General features: G+C 63.2%; 17 protein-coding genes and 1 riboswitch. Of the genes, 5 read left to right on the top strand and 12 right to left on the bottom strand.

What is annotated here, in order from left to right:
- The 6 genes from ACWKV4_RS12570 to cobO are packed head-to-tail and all read right to left on the bottom strand — an operon-like array spanning nucleotide 1 to nucleotide 5907.
- The gene (locus tag ACWKV4_RS12570) at nucleotides 1-1458 is read right to left on the bottom strand and encodes a cobyric acid synthase (RefSeq protein ID WP_483832367.1); all 1458 of its coding nucleotides are present in this window, start codon (nucleotides 1456-1458) and stop codon (nucleotides 1-3) included.
- Nucleotides 1458-2447, bottom strand: a complete 990-nt coding sequence (gene cobD, locus ACWKV4_RS12565; protein ID WP_483832368.1) for a threonine-phosphate decarboxylase CobD — start codon at nucleotides 2445-2447, stop codon at nucleotides 1458-1460. Before cobD ends, ACWKV4_RS12570 begins: the two co-directional genes overlap by 1 nt.
- Entirely contained in the window at nucleotides 2440-3348 is a 909-nt protein-coding gene (cbiB, locus tag ACWKV4_RS12560) for an adenosylcobinamide-phosphate synthase CbiB (RefSeq protein WP_483832369.1), read from the bottom strand. The genes cobD and cbiB overlap by 8 nt, the downstream gene beginning before the upstream one ends.
- Nucleotides 3345-3995, bottom strand: a complete 651-nt coding sequence (gene bluB / locus ACWKV4_RS12555; protein ID WP_483832370.1) for a 5,6-dimethylbenzimidazole synthase — start codon at nucleotides 3993-3995, stop codon at nucleotides 3345-3347. The genes cbiB and bluB overlap by 4 nt, the downstream gene beginning before the upstream one ends.
- On the bottom strand, nucleotides 3992-5299 hold the full coding sequence (locus tag ACWKV4_RS12550) for a cobyrinic acid a,c-diamide synthase CobB (protein WP_483832371.1): 1308 nt from the start codon (nucleotides 5297-5299) through the stop codon (nucleotides 3992-3994). The genes bluB and ACWKV4_RS12550 overlap by 4 nt, the downstream gene beginning before the upstream one ends.
- On the bottom strand, nucleotides 5296-5907 hold the full coding sequence (gene cobO, locus ACWKV4_RS12545) for a cob(I)yrinic acid a,c-diamide adenosyltransferase (protein ID WP_483832372.1): 612 nt from the start codon (nucleotides 5905-5907) through the stop codon (nucleotides 5296-5298). The genes ACWKV4_RS12550 and cobO overlap by 4 nt, the downstream gene beginning before the upstream one ends.
- 125 nt (nucleotides 5908-6032) lie before the next feature.
- Nucleotides 6033-6261, bottom strand: a riboswitch (cobalamin riboswitch).
- Between the two features lie 94 nt (nucleotides 6262-6355).
- Between cobO and ACWKV4_RS12540 the strand changes: the two genes are divergently transcribed.
- Complete coding sequence (locus ACWKV4_RS12540) at nucleotides 6356-7666, top strand: PQQ-dependent sugar dehydrogenase (RefSeq protein ID WP_483832373.1); 1311 nt, start codon at nucleotides 6356-6358, stop codon at nucleotides 7664-7666.
- Between the two features lie 60 nt (nucleotides 7667-7726).
- Here ACWKV4_RS12540 and ACWKV4_RS12535 read toward each other — a convergent pair whose 3' ends face one another.
- The 5 genes from ACWKV4_RS12535 to ACWKV4_RS12515 all read right to left on the bottom strand — a co-directional run bounded on the left by ACWKV4_RS12535 (nucleotide 7727) and on the right by ACWKV4_RS12515 (nucleotide 12390).
- A complete protein-coding gene (locus tag ACWKV4_RS12535) occupies nucleotides 7727-8287 on the bottom strand; it encodes a C40 family peptidase (protein WP_483832374.1) in 561 nt (186 codons plus the stop codon).
- A gap of 116 nt (nucleotides 8288-8403) precedes the next feature.
- On the bottom strand, nucleotides 8404-9057 hold the full coding sequence (locus tag ACWKV4_RS12530; protein ID WP_483832375.1) for a C40 family peptidase: 654 nt from the start codon (nucleotides 9055-9057) through the stop codon (nucleotides 8404-8406).
- Between the two features lie 389 nt (nucleotides 9058-9446).
- Nucleotides 9447-10154, bottom strand: coding sequence for a DnaA regulatory inactivator Hda (hda, locus tag ACWKV4_RS12525; RefSeq protein WP_483832376.1), 708 nt, complete (start codon nucleotides 10152-10154; stop codon nucleotides 9447-9449).
- A 107-nt stretch (nucleotides 10155-10261) separates the two neighbouring features.
- Nucleotides 10262-11335, bottom strand: a complete 1074-nt coding sequence (locus ACWKV4_RS12520) for an AI-2E family transporter (RefSeq protein WP_483832377.1) — start codon at nucleotides 11333-11335, stop codon at nucleotides 10262-10264.
- Between the two features lie 8 nt (nucleotides 11336-11343).
- The gene (locus ACWKV4_RS12515) at nucleotides 11344-12390 is read right to left on the bottom strand and encodes a DUF2066 domain-containing protein (RefSeq protein WP_483832378.1); all 1047 of its coding nucleotides are present in this window, start codon (nucleotides 12388-12390) and stop codon (nucleotides 11344-11346) included.
- A gap of 244 nt (nucleotides 12391-12634) precedes the next feature.
- Between ACWKV4_RS12515 and purM the strand changes: the two genes are divergently transcribed.
- From purM to ACWKV4_RS12495, 4 genes are all read left to right on the top strand, one after another.
- On the top strand, nucleotides 12635-13693 hold the full coding sequence (gene purM, locus ACWKV4_RS12510; protein ID WP_483832379.1) for a phosphoribosylformylglycinamidine cyclo-ligase: 1059 nt from the start codon (nucleotides 12635-12637) through the stop codon (nucleotides 13691-13693).
- Nucleotides 13693-14343 (top strand): phosphoribosylglycinamide formyltransferase, encoded by a 651-nt coding sequence (gene purN / locus ACWKV4_RS12505; RefSeq protein ID WP_483832380.1) that lies wholly within the window; start codon nucleotides 13693-13695, stop codon nucleotides 14341-14343. The genes purM and purN overlap by 1 nt, the downstream gene beginning before the upstream one ends.
- A gap of 8 nt (nucleotides 14344-14351) precedes the next feature.
- On the top strand, nucleotides 14352-15065 hold the full coding sequence (locus ACWKV4_RS12500) for a DUF3108 domain-containing protein (protein ID WP_483832381.1): 714 nt from the start codon (nucleotides 14352-14354) through the stop codon (nucleotides 15063-15065).
- A 231-nt stretch (nucleotides 15066-15296) separates the two neighbouring features.
- Complete coding sequence (locus ACWKV4_RS12495) at nucleotides 15297-15488, top strand: hypothetical protein (protein ID WP_483832382.1); 192 nt, start codon at nucleotides 15297-15299, stop codon at nucleotides 15486-15488.
- Nucleotides 15489-15532: 44 nt separating this feature from the next.
- Here ACWKV4_RS12495 and ACWKV4_RS12490 read toward each other — a convergent pair whose 3' ends face one another.
- Nucleotides 15533-16453 carry a LysR family transcriptional regulator gene (locus ACWKV4_RS12490; protein ID WP_483832383.1) on the bottom strand — a complete coding sequence of 307 codons (921 nt, stop codon included), beginning with the start codon at nucleotides 16451-16453 and terminating at the stop codon, nucleotides 15533-15535.
- Between the last annotated feature and the right edge of the window lie 119 nt (nucleotides 16454-16572).

The raw sequence follows: 16572 nt of genomic DNA, 5'->3' as shown, positions 1-16572 counted from the left end.
TCAGCAGGGCTCCTGGCAGAGGGCAAATAGCCGGTCGGTGTCCAGATGTTCGGCAACCAGGTCCGCCAACCGCTCGATTTCCCGTTCGCGCACGCCGTCGTAATCCAGCTCAGTGGCGTTTTCCAGCCCCGCCCAGCGAAGCAGCGCGGCGCAGGCCGAGGAGGATTCGAATACACCATGCACGTAGGTGCCCATAATCTGGCCGTCGTCGCTCAAGGCGCCGTCGGGCCGGCCTTCACCGAGCCACAGGGCAGGCCGGCTCAAAGCCGCGCCTGTGCTCACCCCGGCATGAATTTCGTACCCCCGCACCGGCTCGCCATTGAGTGCCAGGCGCCCGCTCACGTTACGCAGTTGCTTTTCCGCCGCCAGGGTAGTGCTCAGTTGCAGCCAACCCAGGCCTGAGCTGCTGCCTGCCGGCCCCTCTAGGCCCAATGGATCATGAAGCTGGTGGCCGAGCATCTGTAGGCCGCCGCAAATGCCCAGCACCTTGCCCCCATAACGCAGGTGGCGGGTAATGGCTTGCTCCCAACCGCTGTCGCGCAGGCGGGCGAGGTCTGCCCGTACGCTTTTGGAGCCGGGCAGGATGATCAGATCCGCGGCAGGTATAGCCTCGCCGGGGCGGATGAAACTCAGCGCAACCTGAGGGTGCAGGCGCAGGGGGTCGAAGTCGGTGTGGTTACTGATGCGCGGTAGCACTGGCACCACGACCCTGAGCAGCTCACCGCTTTTGCTGGGCTGGCGACTATCCACGGCGTCTTCGGCTTCCAGGTGGAAGTCCATCAGGTAGGGCAGCACCCCCAGTACCGGCTTGCCGGTGTGGGCTTCGAGCCAATCCAGGCCAGGTTGCAACAGGGCCAGGTCCCCGCGAAAGCGGTTGATCACGAACCCCTGTACCCGCGCCTGTTCGCTGGGCGACAGCAGGGCCAAGGTGCCCACCAAGTGCGCGAAAACCCCGCCGCGATTAATGTCGGCCACCAGGATCACCGGGCAACCCACGGCCTCGGCAAAGCCCATGTTGGCGATGTCGCCTTCGCGCAGGTTGATTTCCGCGGGCGACCCGGCGCCTTCCACCATCACTACCTGGTAAGCGGCGCGCAGCCGCTCATGGGACGCCAACACCGCGCGCAGGGCGGTGGGCTTGTACCCGTGATAGCGCAGGGCATTCATATTGCCTACGGCTTTCCCGTGAATGATCACCTGGGCACCGGTTTCACTGTTGGGTTTGAGCAGCACCGGGTTCATGTCGGTGTGGGGGGCCAGGCCACAGGCCTGGGCTTGCACCGCTTGGGCGCGGCCGATTTCCCCGCCCTCGGCGGTCACCGCACTGTTTAGCGCCATGTTCTGCGGCTTAAAAGGCGCGACTGTCACGCCTTGCCGGTGCAGCCAGCGGCACAGCGCGGTCACCAGGGTGCTTTTGCCGGCATCGGAGGTGGTGCCTTGCACCATCAGGGTAGGCATCAGGCGGCTCCCGAAAACGCAGCCAACGCAACATCAAGGCGCTGCCACTGAGCGTTATCGGCAGGCAACCCGAACCTCAGGCTGCTGGTAGCGGCGAACAGCCGAACCAGCACCGCCTCTCGCGCCAGGTGAAGGTACAGCGCTTCGGCGTGCGGGGTATACACCCACTGAAACAGCATGCAACCACCGCTGGGTGCCAGGCCATGCTCGCGCAGCACCGTCCCCAGGCGAGCGGCCGCGGCGCCACAGCGCTCGATCTGCCGCCGATGGCCGGGCTCGTCACGCAGGCAGGCCACGCCCAAGCTGCGGGTGGGGCCCGAGACCGACCAGGGCCCTAAATGCTCGGCCAGCGCTGAAAGCAAACGGGCCTCGGCCAGAACAAAACCTAAGCGAACGCCGGCCAAGCCAAAGAACTTGCCGAATGACCGCAACACGATCAGCCCCGACCGGTGGGTTTCAGCGGCCAGGCTGTGCGCCGGGGTCATGTCCATAAAGGCTTCGTCCACCACCAGCCAGCCGCCCTGCTCCGCTAGCCGCGCGTGCCAGGCCAGCAGGCAGTCGCGGTCAATCATCCGCCCCGTGGGGTTGTTAGGGTTGACCACCACCAGCACATCCAGGGCGCCCAAGTACTCGCCCACGTCATCTTCGGCCAACTCGCGCACCAAGTGGCCGGCGTGGCGCCAGGCATGGGCATGTTCGGCGTAGCACGGGCTGAGCACGCCCACTTTGCCGACCCGGCGCAAGCGCGGAAGCATCTGGATCGCGGCCTGGGAACCAGCGACGGGCAAAGCATGCTCGGCGCCATAGTAGTCACAGGCCGCGGTGTCCAGACCGTCATCGGCTTCAGGCAGGCGGGCCCACGCGCGCTCGGCAATGGTAGGGATGGGCCACGGCCACGGCGCGATGCCGGTGGACAGGTCTACCCAGGCGGCTTCTTCAATGCCAAAGGCCTGGGCCGCGGCGCGCAGGCGCCCCCCGTGTTCAAGCATAGAATTGCGCTCCCACGCAGATGATCAGCAACCACAGCCACACACCGCGCTGCACCAGGGCCCAAGCGCGCTCCACCGTCTCGGCGGTAGGCGCCGGCCCTTCGCCCAGTTCAGGCCGCTCATGCAGCTCGCCGTGATAAATCGCCGGGCCGCCCAGCGTCACCCCCAGCGCACCGGCGCCGGCCGCCATCACTGGGCCTGCGTTGGGGCTGTCCCAGCGCTTGCCCTGGTGCCACCAGCAGCGTAGGGCCAGGCGCGTTTTACCCAGCACCGCGTAGGTCAATGCCACCAATCGGGCGGGGAGCAGGTTAAGCAGATCGTCGATGCGAGCCGCGGCCCAGCCGAAGCGCTCGAAGCGCTCATTGCGATAGCCCCACATGGCGTCAAGGGTATTGGCCAAGCGGTACAGCACCACGCCGGGTACACCGCCCACGGCAAACCAGAACACGGCGGCAAAGACCGCATCGCTGCCGTTTTCAAGGGCTGACTCCGTAGCAGCCTTGGCCACGCCAACGGCGTCGAGTTCGGCGGTGTGGCGGCTGACCAGGCGCCCTACCCGCTCACGGGCCTTGGGCAGGTCGCCCGCCCGCAGCGCCTGGGTCACCGGCAACACATGTTCACCCAGGCTGCGCAGCCCCAGTGCCCAATACAGCGCCACTATTTCTACCAACTCGCCAATCAGCGGCAGCCAGGACAGTAACGTAATCACCAGCACTGGCGGGACCACGGCCAGCAACCAGGCGGTGACACCGTGGCTGCGCCAACCATGGCCGGCAGAGTTAAAGCGCTGCTCCAGCCGCTGGGCCAGCCGGCCGAAGCCCACCAACGGGTGCCACCGGCGCGGCTCGCCCAACAGCGCGTCTGATGCAACCGCCGCCACACAAACCAAGGCCAGGCTCATGAGGTTACCCCCCAGCTGTCATCGAATAACAACGCTTGCAAGGGGCGTGCTTGAGCCCAGCCTTCCAGGGTCAGCATGGGCTGGTCATAAAAGCTGGCCACAGGGCCCAGGCACAATACGCCTACTGCCTTGCCACCGGCGGGTATGTTCAACAGCTTGCCCAGGCGCTGTGGATCAAACAGCGATACCCAGCCCATTCCCAAGCCCTCGGCACGGGCGGCTAGCCACAGGTTCTGCACCGCGCAAGCCAGTGACGCCAGGTCCATCTCGGGCAGGGTGCGGCGGCCGAACACGTGGCGTTCGCGCTCATCGCCCAGGGCTACCACCAGCAATTCGGCGCAGTCTTTGATGCCTTCTACCTTAAGGGCCATAAAGTCATCGCAGCGCTCACCCAAAGCCTGAGCCGTGCGCACTCGCTCCTCTTCCACTAGCTGGTGAATCGCACTGCGCAATTGAGCCTGGCGTATACGAATGAACCGCCAGGGCTGCATCAGGCCCACGCTCGGCGCCTGGTGAGCGGCCGCCAGCAGGCGCTGCAACACCTCCGGCGGCACCTGCCCTTCGATGAAATGGCGCATGTCGCGCCGTTCGGCGATCGCGCGATACACCGCGTTGCGCTCGGCTTGGCTGTAAGCGTGATTCGTCATGGGCGCGCCTCGGGGCGCAGCAAGGCGGCGGCGAGGGCCGGGCCTGAAGGAAAGTAAAAATGAACATACGACGCCGTAAGGCGCCCGCGCTGGTACACCGCTTCGGCGCCACGGCCACCGTTAGGGCTTTCCCCCCGGGCCACGGGCGCCCAAGGGGTAGTGGTCAGGGAGTGGTGATAGGTATGCCCACGCAGGCAACCACCGAGCAGGTTCACCTGCTGCAATGCCAACGCGGCCAGGCGTTTTTGCAAGGCAGCTTCTCCCGGCATCACACCCAGCATAGGCGCGCGCTCGCCCGCCACGTTGGTGAGGCCCTCCATCAGGTACAGCATGCCGCCGCATTCGGCCAATAGCGGCTTGCCTGCCTGATGGTGGGCACGAATGGCTTCGAGCATCGGGGTATTGGCGCCTAGGCGATGGTGATGCAACTCGGGATAGCCCCCGGGGAGGTACAGGCTATCGCACAGCGGCAACTGGGTATCGGCCAGGGGCGAGAAGAAGCTCAGTTCGGCCCCCATCTCCCGCAGCGCATCGAGATTGGCCCGGTACAGGAAGGCGAAGGCCTGGTCGTGGGCCACCGCGATACGCACGCCATCGAGCAATGCTGGGAGCGGCATCGACACCGGCGGGGCAAAGGTTACCGGTGGCGGCAGGGCGTCGTCACAACTGGCGGCCAGGGCATCGGCTGCCGTGTCCAGGCGCCGGTCCAGGTCTTCCAGCTCACTGGCTTGCACCAGCCCCAAGTGGCGGCTAGGTAGCGTGAAACCTTGCTCGCGGGGCAAACCGCCGAACCAGCGCAGGCCCTCGGTCAGGCTGTCGCGCAACAGTTGGCCATGGCGCTCGCTGCCTACCCGGTTGGCCAATACCCCTAGGAAGGGCAATTCAAGGTTATAACGGGCCAAGCCCAGGGCCAGCGCGCCGAAGGTCTGCGCCATGGCAGTGCCATCAATCACCGCCATCACCGGCAAGCCCAGGGCGATAGCCAGGTCTGCGCTGGACGGAATACCGTCGAACAGCCCCATCACCCCTTCCACCAAAATAACGTCCGCGGTTTCAGCCGCTTCCCACAACAATCGACGGCTATGCTCGGCGCCGACCATCCACAGGTCCAGCTGGTACACCGGCGCGCCGCTGGCCCGCTCCAGAATCATCGGGTCGAGAAAATCCGGGCCACACTTGAACACCCGCACACGCCGCCCGCGGTTGCGGTGCAGGCGCGCCAAGGCCGCGGTTACGGTGGTTTTGCCTTGGCCGGAGGCGGGGGCCGCGATCAGCATGGCCGGGCAACGGCGGGGCATACTCACCACTCGATGCCTTTTTGCGCGCGAATGCCGGCGGCGAAGGCGTGCTTGACCGCGCCCAGCTCGCTGACGGTATCGGCGGCTTCGATCATTTCAGGCTTGGCGCCACGGCCGGTGACGATCACATGCTGTAAGGGCGGGCGAGCCTTAAGGTCGGCGATGACCTGGGCGAGGTCCAGGTAGCCATGCTTGAGGGCGATGTTCAGCTCATCGAGCAGCACGAAATCAACCGAAGGATCTTCCAGTACGCGCTTGGTCACCTCCCAGGCGGCCTGGGCAGCGGCGATATCACGCTGACGGTCCTGGGTTTCCCAGGTAAAGCCTTCGCCCATCACGTGGTAGCTGACCTGCTCGGGGAAGCGGCGGAAGAAGGCCTCTTCGCCTGTGGTGTGGCGGCCTTTAATGAACTGTACCACCGCACAGCGCAGGTTATGGCCCATGGCCCGGGCCAGCATGCCGAACCCCGAGCTGCTTTTGCCCTTGCCATTGCCAGTGAGCACCAGCCATACACCGCGCTCGTCGGCAGAGGCGGCAATGCGGGCATCGATTACGGCTTTTTTGCGCGCCATGCGGGCCAGGTGGCGCTCGTCGCGCTGGGGGGTGTCGTTCATCGCTGCTCTCCTCGCTCACGCGTGCGCATCGACGAAGCACCCGCGCCAACCAAGGCTGGCGCGCCGGCGTCGATGCCGCTCTCACCCGCGCGGCGATCCATAGGTTAACGGGGCGATTAACGCACCGTGCATAGGGGCTTCAGGCCGGTCTCCGGGCTTATGAGCGGGCGTGGTGCCCCACTGGCGCGCCTTCCCGGTTAACCCAGTGGCCTGTGCGCAAGCGTTGACTCATCTACCGTTGCGGGGGCAGCGCCGGCTTTGCCGTGCGGCGCGTTGAACGCGGCGTGGCGTACCGGCTTCCCTGTTTCACCCCACCAGCGCTTGCCGCGGGGCACCTGAAACAATCGGCGAAGGGTAAGGGGTTGGCCTAACAGCGTCAATCAAACATGTTGAACCTCCACCGCCTCGCTACCTCTACGGTAGATAATCCGGCCGCCAGGAGCGCCCTATGCAGATGTCTCGTATTGCCCTTACCGTATTGCTGGCCGCCACCATGGCAGGCTGCGGTGAAAGCTCCAAGTTGCAGGTGGCCGACGGCACCGGCCCTTCGCCCAAGCTGCCAGAGCCTAATAAAACCCTAATGCCTACGGTCAATATTGCCCCCGCCGTGGGCTGGCCCGCAGGTGCCCACCCCACCGCCGCGCCGGGCCTTAAAGTGGCCGCCTTTGCCGAAGGCCTGGACCACCCCCGTTGGCTCTATGTATTGCCCAATGGCGACGTGCTGGTGGCCGAGACTAACTCCCCGCCCAAGCCAGATGACAGTAAGGGTATTCGCGGCTGGGTGATGGAGAAGGTCATGGGCCGCGCCGGGGCCGGTGTGCCTAGCCCTAACCGCATCACCTTGTTGCGTGACAAAGACGGCGATGGCGTGGCTGAAACCCGTGAAGTCTTCGCCCAGCATTTGAACTCACCCTTCGGCATGGCCTTGGTCGGCCAGGACTTCTATGTAGCTGACACCGACCGGCTTTTGCGTTTCAAGTACCAGTCGGGGGCAACTGAACTGAGCGGCGAAGGCCAGGTGGTCACCGACCTGCCAGGCGGCACCCTCAACCACCACTGGACCAAAAATGTAATCGCCAGCGCGGACGGCAAGAAGCTGTACGTGACCGTGGGCTCCAACAGCAACGTGGGTGAAAACGGCCTAGATCAGGAAGAAGGCCGCGCGGCCATTTGGGAAGTAGACGCCGCCACCGGCAACAAGCGGCTGTTCGCCACCGGGCTGCGTAACCCCAACGGCATGGCCTGGGAACCCCAGACCGGCAAGCTGTGGACGGCCGTCAACGAACGTGACGAAATCGGCAGTGACTTGGTGCCCGACTACATCACCTCGGTCAAAGACGGCGCCTTCTATGGCTGGCCTTACAGCTATTACGGCCAGCACGTAGACGCTCGGGTACAGCCCGGCAAGCCAGAGATGGTGCAAAAGGCGATCGCCCCGGATTACGCGGTAGGTCCCCATACCGCTTCGCTGGGCCTGACCTTCGCTCAAGCCAACCAGTTGCCAGCGCCTTTCGACCATGGGGCCTTTATTGGCCAGCACGGTTCTTGGAACCGCAAGCCCCACAGTGGCTATAAAGTGCTGTTCGTGCCCTTTGCCAATGGCATGCCCACTGGCCAGCCGGTGGACCTGCTCACTGGGTTCCTCAATGACAAGGGCGATGCCCAGGGCCGCCCGGTGGGGGTGATCGGAGATAACAAAGGCGGGCTGCTGGTGGCCGATGACGTGGGCAACAAGGTGTGGCGTGTGACCAAACAGTAAGGGTTGTGACCGTTCGCCGCCCCTGCTTGGGGGGCGCGAGCTGACTGACGCGCTGCTGGCCTACTGAGTGCTCATGGCGGTTTGCGCCAGGCGCTCAGGCTGTATCACCCGCTTGGCATCTAGATAGGCCTTCTGCCAATAGGGCTTGTTCAGGTAATCCAGGCGCACCGTGCCCCCGGTTCTGGGGGCATGCACGAAGCGCCCCTCCCCCACATAGATACCTGCGTGGCTCACCTGTCCACGGCCCTGGGTGGCGAAGAATACCAAGTCACCTGAGCGCAAGGCGCCGCGGTCGATGCTCGGCGCCCGCATGCTGATCATTTCTCGGGTAGAGCGTGGCAAGGCGATACCGGCTGCGTCTCTGTACACAAAACCGATCAAACCGCTGCAATCGAACCCAGAGTCCGGCGTGTTACCGCCCCATCGGTATGGGGTACCAACCAAGCCAATCGCCCGAAACAACACGTCGTCAGCTTTGACGGTGGAGTAATCCGCGGGGTTGAGAATAATGGGCCGAGGCGCCACCAGGGCCACGGGCGCGGGTGCCGGCGGTGGGCTGGAGCATGCCGCCAGCAAGGCCAGGGGGGCCAGTGCCAGCGTGTGCAAACGGATGAAGGCCATGGGCAGGGGTTCCGAGTTCAACTGCTGCTCAAGAGTAGCGCTTAACTCGCTGTTTTCAAAAAAAAAGGGTAGCGAAAGCGTGACCGCTCGTCGCTACCCTTCGTGTCGGTTTGTGACTACCTGCGGGCCAGTTCCGATGTAGGCGCCATGGCAAGCATGCGCTTGGCCTCGATGTAGGTTTTGCTCCAGTAGGTGTCGCCCAGGCGATCGACCCGCACGCCACCGCTGCGGCGGCTGCTGGAGTGGATGAACTGATCGCCGCCCAGGTAGATGCCGGCGTGGCTTACCTGGCCACGACGGCCGCTGGTTCCGAAGAACAGCACGTCACCGGGTTTGAGCTTGTTGCGGGCAACCAACGGGGCCTTGACGTTGATCATGTCACGGCTGGAACGCGGCAAGGTCATGCCGGCTTCTTCACGGAACAGGAAGTTGATAAAGCCGGTGCAGTCGAAGCCGCTCTCGGTAGTACCACCGAACTGGTAACGCGTACCGATCAGGGACTTGCCCCGCTCCAAGATGCTGTCGGCGAGCAAGGGCAGCTTGTAGGGCCCATTGCGGCTGAACGCTTGAAGGTCGTCTTTATCAGTGAGGTCTTCTTCATCGAACAGCGCGACGTTGCTACGGGCCATTGGATGAGGCTGAACCAGTGGGGCGCGTTCGGCGGTAACGGGGGCGGCCACCTGCTGTTGCGAAACAGTAGATTGGGCTGCGCAGCCGAACAGCAGGGTAACGAGTGCAAGGGGCACGAGGGGTGCTAAGCGCTTGAGCATGGGCACGACCGTGGCTAGAAAGTGGAAGAAGGCGCGAATATGCCCGCTATCAGTATTATTTGCAAATTTTATAGAACATTTTGTGACTTCTGCTGCCGAGCCGTCGATCTAAGGCGGGATTTTCACCCAAGGGAAAACTGGCGCCCTTTTGACGCCTTGTAACCTATTGATTTTAAAAAATAAATCTAAAGTGACAGAGCAACTATCTGTATTTTCCGCACTATTCTACGAACGGACGCCATTCCAGTGAACTCCCTGTAAACCCTAGGCGATACAGAAATACTATCGAGAATGAGCATTTGTTTCGCGCCAGATACTTGGCGGCGTTAGTTTAAGGAAATAAAAAAGGCCACCCCTGCCGGCGGTAAGGCCAAAGGGCCATGGACCGCCTACCAGCCGAGGGTTTCTTTGAGGAAGGGAATGGTGAGTTTGCGCTGTGCTTGTAACGAGGCTTGGTCAAGGCGTTCCAGCAGGTCGAACAACGCACTCATGCTACGGCTGCCACGGGTAAGGATGAAATGCCCCACCTCATCGGTCAGGTGCAAGCCACGGCGTGATGCCCTTAATTGCAGTGCACGCAGCTTGTCTTCGTCTGACAGCGGCCGCATTTGGAACACCAGGGCCAGGGTAAGGCGCGATTTGAGGTCTGCCAGCTTCACAGGCAGTTCCCGCGGGGAATGAGAGGCAGCGATCAGCAAACGCCGGCCACTGTCCCGCAAGCGGTTGAACAAATGAAACAACGCCTCTTCCCACTCAGGCTTGCCGGCAATCACTTGCAGGTCGTCCAGGCAGACCAGTTCGTACTGGGCCAAGTAGTCCAGAATGCCTACCCCCCGTTCCAGCAGGTCGGCAAGAGGCAGGTAAACCGCCGGCTGGCCTTGCTGCTCCATGCGCAAACAGGCCGCTTGCATCAGGTGCGTGCGCCCTACCCCGGGCTTGCCCCAGAGGTAAATCAGGCTTTCGGTCCAACCCGCGTCGGCATCGCACAACCGCTCGACATAGCCCAGCGCCGCGGCATTGGCCCCAGGGTAATAGTTGACGAAGGTGGCGTCATCGCGCAGGCGCACACCCAGCGGGAGTTGGATCGGCTCTTTCATGCGGCCCGGGGTTACGCCTCAGCTCAAAGGGGGCAAATTCTAGCGGCTTGGCTGCAGGCTGCAAGCGCCATGCGCGGCGCGCCTGGGGCACGCCGCCGCGAAAGGGCCTAAAGCTGAGGGTCTTCGCCGCCGTCATAGAGGTCCGACTGCTTATACAGCACATGCATATGACGAATCAGCACCATGATGACCGCAGCCACTGGCAAGGCCAACAAGATGCCAGTAAAGCCAAACAGCTCACCCCCGGCCAGAATGGCGAAGATTACCGCCACCGGGTGCAAGCCAATGCGATCACCTACCAGCAGAGGCGTGAGCACCATACCCTCCAAGGCCTGACCAATGGCGAACACCGCACCAATGGCCGCCAGGTGCCAACCATCGAGCCCAAACTGAAACAGCCCCGCTGCCAAGGCGGCGGTGATGCCGGTGATAAAGCCCATATAAGGCACGATGGACGCAAGGCCCGCGATCACCCCTACCAGCAAGCCCAATTCCAACCCCGTGAGCATCAAGCCCACTGAATAAATACCGCCCAGCGCCAGCATCACCATCAATTGCCCGCGAACGAACGCACCCAGCACTTCGTGGCATTCCTGAGCCAGGGCCACGATCCGCGCCTCCCGCTGGCGAGGCAACAGGCCACGAATTTTGGCCATCATCAGGTCCCAATCGCGCAGCAGGTAGAAACCCACTACCGGAATCAGGACCAAGTTGGCCAACCAGCCGATAAGCGCCAGCCCCGAGGCAGTAGCCCTGGCCAGCACTAAACCGACGATATCCGTGGTTTGCCCCATGTGGGCAGAGATGGCCTGTTTGATTTTATCGAATTTCCAGAAGCCTTCGGCCAGCCCCAATCGAGCCTGTACCCACGGCAGAGCCACCTCTTGCAGCCAGTCCAGGAACGCCGGGGTCAGCTCATACAAACGCACCAGTTGTTTGGCCAGCATCGGGATGACCACAATCAGCGCCACCAGCACGATCACCGTGAACAGCACGAACACCACCACCACCGACAACGTGCGGGAGAGTTTCAGCCGCTCCAGCCTGTCCACCAAGGGGTCGCCCAGGTAAGCGATAAGCATACCTACCAAAAAAGGCGAGAGAATGGCGTGAAGTTCGAACACTAGCGCGCATAGCACCACCGCCGCGCCTATCCAGAACCACTGCTTTTTGTCTGCCATGACCGCGCTCACCAGTGGAACCTCAGCGGTTCAGGGCCGGGCGCTACAGGCGGCGCGCCTGGTACCGGCGCCGAGGCAGGCATAGCCGGCTCGGGCGCTACCGCGGGGGCAGACTCCTGTAGCCGCGCCAGCCCCAGCTGTGCCCGCACTTGTTCGGCACTGGCCGACACATGATAAAGCGCCACGTCCCCGGCCACGTATTGCAAGCGACCGCCCAGGTTATCTAGCACGCGAGTCAACTCAGCGTAACGCTCCAGGGTCATGCCTTGCACTTCTACCGCCAGCTCGCCAGTGGAACCGGGCTTGACCACATACCGTGGCGCCAGGCGCTGGGTCACCGCCAGCAGGATCGCATCGGCCAAGGCTGCTTGGTCAGCGCCCTGGGCGGTACCTTGTTCATGCTGGTTGCCCAGCCACAGGCGCCACTTGGCCTGCCACTTGTCACCGTCCTCGGTGGCGTGTACGGCAAGCAGGGCATCGGCGCCATAACGGCCGGAGACCGCTTGCAAGGCGGCCGGGTCGCTGCCTTCGAGGTTTTTGGCCGTGGCCGCCAGCTGCTCTTGCAGATCGGCGATGGGCAATTTGACCGGCAGCCCCCGATGTTTGGCGGCCAGGCGCAGGGGCGCGGCACTGGGCTGCGCATCGCCTGCCAAGGACGTACCTCCAGGGGTTTCGCTAAGCCACCACACCAGCAGGGATGGGCGGTTTGCCCCCCAGGTAGCCAGGCCGGCCTGACGCAGGGCTTTATCCGTGCTCACAGGGTCGAAATCTACCTGCAGCGCCTGGGGCGGCCCTGCCTGGTAACCGAACTGGCTGATGATCTGTTGCGGGTCTTTGCGCACGGCCGCAAGGCCAACCCCCGCGTAAGCCTTGGGGTCGCCAGTCAAGCGCAGCACCAGGGTTTCCAGGGCACGTTGGGTAGCCTGGCTGCGTTCTTCGGCGGCCTGGCTGGCCACCGGCTCGCTCACCTGGTACAGGTTGGTCACCGTCTCGCCCCAGGCGCCCAGGTGGGCAAAACAGAATAATGAAGCAAGCAAAGCGGGGCGCAGGCGCATGGGTTAGGTTCCAAAAGGCTGGGGTACTGAAGTGACTGGGACACACTTTCCCGTAAAACATTCGACCTGCCAACCATCACATAGCCGTCGATCGTAGCAAGACGCGTCCAGCACGGGCATTGGAAGCCCGTGGCGGGCGCGCCTGGCCCTGTTCTGGCCTGATCAGGCCAAGCCTGATAAAATCGCGCGCCTTCGCAGACCCTTGTGGTTATTTCTGAATCGCCCCTTTTCAAAGGCCTGGATCATGAGCAAGCAACCTTCCCTGAGCTACAAGGACGCCGGTGTGGATATCGACGCCGGTGAAGCGCTGGTCGAACGCATCAAAGGCGTGGCCAAGCGTACCGCGCGGCCTGAGGTGATGGGGGGCTTGGGCGGCTTCGGCGCCCTGTGCGAAATCCCGGCCGGCTATAAACAGCCCGTACTGGTGTCCGGTACCGATGGCGTGGGCACCAAGCTGCGCCTGGCACTGAACCTGAACAAGCACGACAGCATCGGCATCGACCTGGTGGCCATGTGCGTGAACGACCTTGTAGTCTGCGGCGCCGAGCCTTTGTTCTTTCTTGACTACTACGCCACCGGCAAGCTCAACGTGGACGTCGCCACTACCGTGGTCACCGGCATCGGCGAGGGCTGCGAACAGGCCGGCTGCTCCCTCGTAGGCGGCGAAACTGCCGAGATGCCTGGCATGTACGAAGGCGAAGACTACGACCTGGCAGGTTTCTGCGTGGGCGTGGTGGAAAAAGCCGAAATCATCGACGGTTCCAAGGTTGCCGCTGGCGACGCGCTTATCGCCCTGCCCTCCTCGGGCCCGCACTCCAATGGCTACTCGCTGATTCGCAAGATCATCGAAGTGTCCGGCGCCGACATCGCCACCGAGCAGTTGGGTGGCAAGCCCCTGGCGGACCTGCTGATGGCACCCACCCGCATCTATGTAAAGCCCCTGCTCAAGCTGATTGCCGATACCAGCGCGGTCAAGGCCATGGCGCACATTACCGGTGGCGGCCTGCTGGACAACATCCCTCGCGTATTGCCCGCTGGCGCCCAGGCAGTCGTGGACGTAGCCAGTTGGGAGCGCCCGGCGGTATTCGACTGGTTGCAGCAGCACGGCAATGTGGACGAAACCGAAATGCACCGGGTACTGAACTGCGGCGTGGGCATGGTGATCTGCGTGGCGCAAGGCGACGTGCAACGCGCGCTGGACGTGCTCAAGGCCGAAGGCGAGCAACCGTGGGTCATCGGTGAAATCACCAGCGCCGCCGAAGGCGCCGCGCAAGTCGAGCTGAAAAACCTCAAGGCTCACTGATGCGCGAGCCGTGCAATCTGGTGGTCTTGCTGTCGGGCGCCGGCAGCAACCTTCAGGCAATGATCGATGCCTTTGCCCAAGGCGACACGCCGGTACGCATCCGCGCGGTGATCACCAACCGGGCCGATGCCCTTGGCCTACGGCGCGCCCAGGCCGCTGGCATCGATACCGCCGTGCTGGAGCATCACGGTTATGCTGGGCGGGAAGCGTTCGACCAAGCGCTGATGGCGCTGATCGACAGCTTCGATCCCCACCTGGTGGCCTTGGCGGGCTTCATGCGCATCCTGACTCCCGCCTTCGTGCGCCACTACCACGGCCGCCTGCTGAACATTCACCCCTCCCTGCTGCCCCGTCACAAAGGCCTGCACACCCATCAACGTGCCCTCGAAGCGGGCGACAGCGAACATGGCTGCAGCGTACACTTCGTGACCGAGGAACTCGATGGGGGGCCCTTGGTCGTACAGGCTGCCGTCGCCGTAGCGGCGCACGACACGCCCACGTCCCTGGCCCGCCGTGTCCATGCTCAAGAACACCAGATCTACCCACTGGCGGTACGCTGGTTCGCCGAGGGCAGGCTCTGCCTTGGTAGCCAAGGCGTGCTGTTCGACGGCCAACCCCTCGCCGCCACTGGCCATTTGATCCGCCCATAGGAGACCGTATGCGTCGTGCCCTGATGTTCGCCCTGGCCCTGCTCACGCTACCTTGCGTGCAGGCCGCGGACCTTAAGCCTTTTTCCGCCAGTTATACCGCTGACTGGAAGCAATTGCCCATGAGCGGCACCGCCGAGCGCAGCCTTAGCGCCAACACCGACGGTACGTGGAGCCTGCAGTTCAAGGCCTCCATGATGATTGCAAGCCTCAGCGAAACCAGCACCTTGAAGGTAGACAAAGGCACCTTGCTGCCGGTGGCCTACCACTTCGAACGTGGCGGCCTGGGCAAAGCCAAGAAGGTAGACCTGGGCTTCGATTGGGCCGCCAAGAAGATCAGCGGCACCGACCGGGGCGACCCTATCAACCTGCCCCTCAACCGTGGTGTGCTGGACAAAAGCAGCTATCAGCTGGCGCTGCAGCACGATGTGGCCGCCGGCAAAAAAAGCATGAGCTATCAAGTGGTGGATGGCGATGAGATCGATACCTATGACTTCCGGGTGCTAGGTGAAGAGAAGGTTGCCACCAAGGCCGGCTCCATTGATGCCATCAAGGTAGAGCGCGTGCGCGACCCCACCCAGAGCAAGCGCGTGACCGTCCTCTGGTTCGCCAAGAGCTGGGATTACCTGCTGGTGCAACTGCAGCAGATTGAAACCGATGGCAAGGAATACACCATCATGCTGCAGGACGGCACCGTGGATGGCCGTCAGGTCAAAGGCAACTGACGTGAATTCGGGCGCGGCGGTGGCATAAACCTCGCGCCTGGCCTTTCTAAATTAATCTTCACGCGCCTTCATCTACCGCGACATTCTGTCGCAGCCCCCGCCAACGCTGGCTTTGAGCGATTCTCAAGAAAGCTGCAACGCACCGTTGCGCCGCCAGCCTGTTCCCTGCGCTTACGAACGCTCCTATAACGGAAGCCTGTACTGGTTACGGCAAACGAAAGGAGTAACAGCATGACTGTGAAAGTAAGCGAACGTGACGATACCCGTATGTCCCACGAAGGCGTGGCCGCCGGGGTGCGGATTTGGGATGTGTACCAGCAAGACCTGCTCGTAGGCATGTTCCATAGCGAACACGATGCAGTGGCGTACCAACGCGAGTTGGAGCAAAGCGAGGCGGCCCGCGACGCGTTGACCAACCATTGATGACGCACTGGGGTGACCTGTTCAACTGAGCCATTAGCCCACGTTCACAACAGCGTCGCCCCCGGCCACCGCCCCTGTTCGACCAGAGCGCGGACTACATCGCGCATCACTACCCTGACGGCCAGGGCCGCGGGTGACAGTTCCTCGTCAGGCAAACTGGCAAGAATATTACGCCGCATCAAATGCCGATCATGGATATGCACCACGCGCAGGCCAGCGTTGGCCGAGCGGGCAGCGGCGGCACCTGGTTGCAAGGTTGCGGCCACCCCTGCGCGCACCACGTCCATCAAGGTCGACAAGCCATCAATTTCCATCACCACGTTCAAGCGCATGCCCGCTGCTTCGAAGGCGGTTGCCAAGGTCGCGCGCAGGCCATGGCGGGTGCTGGGCAGCACCAGGGGAATACTGCCGATCTGGGCCAGGCTAAGCGCCTCGCCCGCGGGTATGCCGGGCAAGCCTGGCGCGTACAGCAGGGTGACGGCTTCATCGAGCATCGGCAGTAGCGTCCAGCGGCCGGCGGTGTCGGCATGGAACACCACCGCAAGATCCAATTGCCGAGCATTGAGTTGAATCGCCAGATATCCCGAGAGCATTTCCACCAGGTGAAGCTGGATGTCGGGGTAGCGCGCGCGCATGCCTTCGATCAAGGGCACCGCGAGTACGCTGGCGGTAGTAGGCGGCAAGCCCACGCTCACGTAACCCTGCATGCGCCCGCGCTGGGCGGCCTGCACGGCCGCCTCGGCCTGGCGCAGGGTCAACTGGGCGTGATGGAGGAAAGCAAACCCCGCCGCCGTGGGGCTCACGCCGCTGGAGGTGCGATTAAGCAAGCGGGTAGCCAATTCGTCTTCCAGCTTGCTCATTTGCTGGCTCAGGGCGGATACACCGACGCCTAACTCCAGGGCCGCGCGGCCCAGGCTGGTCATCTCGACCACCTTGACGAAATACCGCAGTTGGCGCAGTTCCACGGAAGGTCCTCGAAAATGACAAGGCTTAGCTTCAGCGCTCGCGCCCTAAGATACAAGGCTAAGCCTTTAGTAAAACTAAAGCCCTACCCTCCCAAGCGGGCTTTCGCCCTATGCCTGGT

Source organism: Pseudomonas artemisiae, from assembly GCF_057128685.1.
The sequence above is the reverse complement of the archived record's forward strand: the minus strand, read 5'-3'. Positions and strand labels throughout refer to the sequence as shown.